This window comes from Candidatus Jordarchaeum sp., from assembly GCF_052745115.1.
The window spans coordinates 1-1907 of record NZ_JBRAKS010000519.1; the positions used below are offsets into that span (position 1 = coordinate 1).

The 1907-nt window shown below is 38.7% G+C and carries 3 protein-coding genes; 1 reads left to right on the forward strand and 2 read right to left on the reverse strand.

Features of this window, described 5'->3' with window-relative positions; translation table 11 throughout:
- Positions 1–162: 162 nt before the first annotated feature.
- The gene (locus ACUVXA_RS20395) at positions 163–600 is read right to left on the reverse strand and encodes an OsmC family protein (protein WP_445873131.1); all 438 of its coding nucleotides are present in this window, start codon (positions 598–600) and stop codon (positions 163–165) included.
- 329 nt (positions 601–929) lie between these two features.
- A complete protein-coding gene (locus ACUVXA_RS20400) occupies positions 930–1352 on the reverse strand; it encodes an OsmC family protein (RefSeq protein WP_445873132.1) in 423 nt (140 codons plus the stop codon).
- 246 nt (positions 1353–1598) lie between these two features.
- Between ACUVXA_RS20400 and ACUVXA_RS20405 the strand changes: the two genes are divergently transcribed.
- Positions 1599–1871: a flavodoxin family protein gene (locus ACUVXA_RS20405; RefSeq protein WP_445873133.1), complete on the forward strand. Its 273-nt coding sequence runs from the start codon at positions 1599–1601 to the stop codon at positions 1869–1871.
- Positions 1872–1907 lie beyond the last annotated feature (36 nt).

Here is a 1907-nt window from a genome sequence, read left to right on the forward strand (position 1 = left end):
TTAATTATGTTGTTGTTTATTCCTTTGTTTCGGGGGCTTAAAAAAACGCTTCTTTTCGGGGAAACTTGTTGAGCAAAATACAAGCATATATTTCCCGTATACGGTAAAAAAGGGGAGAAAAAAGATTTTTATTTATCTCGTTCTGCGGTTGGTTGGATTAGTTTACGTTTTAACCTCTGGTGAGAGTGTTATTGGTGCTTTTAGGGAGTTGGCTACTAGGCAAAAATCTTTGGCCTGATTTATTGCCTGAAGTGCCTTTTCTCTGTCTTCCTTCTTAACTTTTAACACTGGTTTTAGTTCGATTTTCTTGAATCCCTTTCCTGGACCCAGATCTGCGGGTGCTTCCCCTACACCTCTGACTTCTAATTCGGATACTTCGATTTTCATGCCTTGGAGAAAGGCTACGAGGGTTAGTGAATAGCACATGCACAGAGCCGCCACGAGGCTCCCTTCCGGTGTTATTAAATCTGTTCGCGGTCCTAATGGCGGCGGCGCAACATAATCCAGTTTAACGCCGTTAAGATAGTCTATCTTACCCTGTAAGCCTCCACCTTTCCAACTCGCAGTAGCTTTAACCAAACGCGGTTTCGCTTCAGCCATGTATATTTGCCTCCGATTTTATTAAAGAAACCAAACTTACATCACCGAAATAAGTTTGGGGTTTTTTAACAGTTAGAAGTTCAGTTAGAAGTTTAAAACCTTTCCCTCCGTACACTATAGTGATGTAGATTAGCTTAATTCTAGCTCTTATTTTGGGGTTCTAAATCGGGAAAGAAGCTCTATAAACGTTCCTTTCGGAGGTAAATCGAACGAATCAACATCACTATAAAGTTTACTTGTTCCTAAGTTTAGAGAAAGAGAAAGTGAGAAAACTAGCCCTATTTTTCTCAACTTGCTTTTGAGCCACATATTTATTTTTTTCTTTAGGATTACGTAAGTATTTCTGGCGATATTGTCACTGGGACTTTTAATGAGTTTGTTATTAGGCAATATTCTTTCGCTAGCTCGGTAGCTCTAACTGCTTTTTCTTTGTTTTCCTCTGAAACTTTTACGCGGGGCGTTAATTCGATTCTGTCGAAAGCTTTTCCAGGAGCCATCTCTCCCTCTGCTATTTCTCCCACGGCTTTAACTTCCATCATGGAGGCTTCGATTCTCATCCTCTTGAGCGTGGCTACCATGAACATTTCATAGCACATTGCGATTGCCGCTACAAAACAGGATTCCGGGGTTACTAGATCCTCTCGTTTTCCCCATGGGGGCATTGCACAGAATTCCATGCTGATTCCATTAGTGTATTCTACTTTACCCTCGTAGCCTTCGCCACTCCATTTCGCGGTGACCTCAAACAACATAAGATATTCACCTTCTAAGAAATTAGATATCTCAGGCTTTAGTTATCAGAAATTTTTTCCGGATATTAAATGGTTCAATCGAAATGCCGATTATTCTTTTACATATATTAATATTTTTATGATAATGAAAGTAGTGCGAGTTTTGAGGTGTATTTGGAATAGATTCATTTTTATACTATTACTTTTCTCATTAAAAGTTGTAATTTTTAGCGTAAAGCTATAAATGGAATGGAAAGGAGGAAGAAGATGAAAGTTCTAAATCTTTATTATTCAATGACTGGTAACACCGAAAAGGTTGCCAAGAAAATAGAGGAAGCCGTTAAGGAATTAGGGCATGAGGTTGACACTATTAAAGTAACCAAAAAAGATATGGAATGGGATATCCTTCAATACGAGTTTGTTTTCGTGGGCTCGGGTGTGTACATGTGGTTGCCAGGTAAGCCGCTACAAGAACTTTACATGACACTTCTTGCGAAATATCATAATACTGAAGATATAAAAGAGGGTTCACAACAGTAGAAAGATTTAATGATAAATAATACCATTCTTGGACTT

Bases quoted from the DNA above. Each gene is read 5' to 3' on its own strand.
- ACUVXA_RS20395 (WP_445873131.1), bottom strand. From the start codon at position 600: ATGGCTGAAGCGAAACCGCGTTTGGTTAAAGCTACTGCGAGTTGGAAA.
- ACUVXA_RS20400 (WP_445873132.1), bottom strand. From the start codon at position 1,352: ATGTTGTTTGAGGTCACCGCGAAATGGAGTGGCGAAGGCTACGAGGGT.
- ACUVXA_RS20405 (WP_445873133.1), top strand. From the start codon at position 1,599: ATGAAAGTTCTAAATCTTTATTATTCAATGACTGGTAACACCGAAAAG.